The following is a 2,043-nucleotide window of genomic DNA, read 5'->3' as shown; positions in this document are numbered from 1 at the left end:
CGGACCGCCCGCACCGGCGCGGGCACGGGCGGGTGAGGCGCGGCCGCGGTGAGGGCCGGTGCGCGTGCGCGGGGTGGCGTGTGCGGGGTCAGGTGCGGTGAACGGCGAGGTCGGTGCGCCCGGGGGCCAGGTCGGGGCGCAGGACCAGGTCGTCGTCGTAGCCGCCGCCGCGTTCGGGCCGGTAGGGGATGGGGTCGGCGGTGGGCAGGGCGGTGAGGCGCCGGTCGAGGCGGGCGGCGGCGCGGGCGTGCTCGGCGGGTCCGGCGCGGTCGGCGCCGGTGATCACCAGGGGCGGCAGGACGTCCATGCCGCTGTAGAACAGGGTGCCGTGCAGGAGGGGGAACAGGATGTCCTCGGCGTCGCCGTGGACGCCGCGGGGGCCGAGGCCGGTGGCGCGGGCGCCGGCGGTGGTGACCACGAGGGCGCGGTGCCCGGTCAGGCCGCCGTCGCCGTAGCGGCGGGCGCGGCCGTCGGCGTCGTGGACGCCGAAGGCGTAGCCCTGGACGAACACGCGGTCGAACCAGCCTTTGAGGATGGCGGGCATCCCGTGCCACCACAGCGGGAACTGCAGGACGAGGGCGTCGGCCCAGTCGAGCTTGGCGTGTTCGGCGCGGATGTCGGGGGCGAGCGCGCCGGTGGCGCGGGCGTGCTCGGTGGCGGGTCCCAGGCGCAGGGGTTCGCTGGGGTCGTGGGCGACGTCGCCGGGTCCGGCGACGGGGTTCCAGCGCATCGCGTACAGGTCGGAGTGGCGGACGCGGTGGCCGTGGCGCCGCAGGGTGGCGGTGCCGTGGTCGCGCAGGGCGCCGTTGAGGGAGCGCGGTTCGGGGTGGGCGAACACCCACAGCACGTTCATCGGGAGTCCTCCTTGGCGGAGCGCGGTCGGATGGTCCGTTTCCGATGCTGCCGGGGGCGGGCCGGCCGTCACGAGTGGCCGGTCGGCCATCATGTGCAAGGATCTGGCCATGAGCGGGGGTGGAGGCGGCCGGCATCGGGTGGTGGTGCTGGTGCGCGAGGGTGTGCTGCCGATGGAGCTGGGGATCGTGCACCAGCTGTTCGGGCGGGCGCGGTCGGCGGCCGGGGAGCCGCTGTACGAGGTGGTGTCGTGCGGGGTGGCGGCGGGCCCGGTGCGCACCGACGCCGATTTCCAGGTGCATGTGCCGGCCGGGCTGGAGGCGCTGGAGGAGGCGGGCACGGTGGTGGTGCCGGCGTCGCACGAGCTGGACGAGCGGTGCCCGGGGGCGGGGCCGGTGCCGGCGGCGCTGGTCGCGGCGCACCGGCGCGGCGCGCGGGTCGCCTCGATCTGCACGGGCGCGTTCGTGCTGGCGGCGGCGGGCCTGCTGGAGGGGCGGCGGGCGGCGACGCACTGGCTGTCGGCGGACCGGTTCACCGCGATGTTCCCGCGGGTGGACCTGGATCCGGCGGTGCTGTACGCCGACGAGGGGGACGTGCTGACCTCGGCGGGCGAGGCGGCGGGGATCGACCTGTGCCTGCACATGATCCGGCGGGACCACGGCGCGGCGGTCGCGGGGGACGTCGCGCGGCGGACGGTGGTGCCGCCGCACCGGGAGGGCGGGCAGGCGCAGTTCATCGCGCGTCCGGTGGCGGCGCCGCGGGAGGCGTCGACGGGTCCGGCGCGGGAGTGGGCGCTGGAGCGGCTGGCCGAGCCGCTGACGCTGGCGGAGCTGGCGGCGCAGGCGTCGATGAGCGTGCGGACGTTCACGCGGCGGTTCCGGCAGGAGGCGGGGGTGTCGCCGGCGGTGTGGCTGGCGCGGCAGCGGGTGGAGCGGGCGCGGCAGCTGCTGGAGGAGACCGATCTGCCGGTGGAGCGGGTGGCGGAGCGGTCGGGGTTGGGGACGGCGGCGTCGCTGCGGGCGCGTCTGCAGGCGGCGGTGGGGGTGTCGCCGTCGGCGTACCGGGCGACGTTCCGGGGTTCCGGCTCGGGTCCCGCCGCTGGCTCGGGGCCGGGTTCCGGGCCGGGGGCGGGCCGCCGGGCGGGCTGTGCCCGCGGCCGGCGGGCTGTCGGGCGCGCCGGCCGCGGCGGGC

2 protein-coding genes are annotated in these 2,043 nt (G+C 78.2%); one reads left to right on the top strand and one right to left on the bottom strand.

What is annotated here, in order from left to right; genetic code table 11:
* Positions 1-88: 88 nt before the first annotated feature.
* Entirely contained in the window at positions 89-853 is a 765-nt protein-coding gene (locus ABZ914_RS50605) for an NAD(P)H-dependent oxidoreductase (protein WP_500201713.1), read from the bottom strand.
* Between the two features lie 109 nt (positions 854-962).
* Here ABZ914_RS50605 and ABZ914_RS50600 point away from each other — a divergent pair.
* On the top strand, positions 963-2,043 hold a 1,081-nt coding region (locus ABZ914_RS50600), incomplete at its 3' end, for a GlxA family transcriptional regulator (RefSeq protein WP_500201712.1).

Source organism: Spirillospora sp. NPDC046719 (assembly GCF_040645715.1).
GTDB lineage: Bacteria > Actinomycetota > Actinomycetes > Streptosporangiales > Streptosporangiaceae > Spirillospora.
Note: the sequence above shows the minus strand (reverse complement) of the source record. Positions and strands in the feature narration are given on the sequence as shown.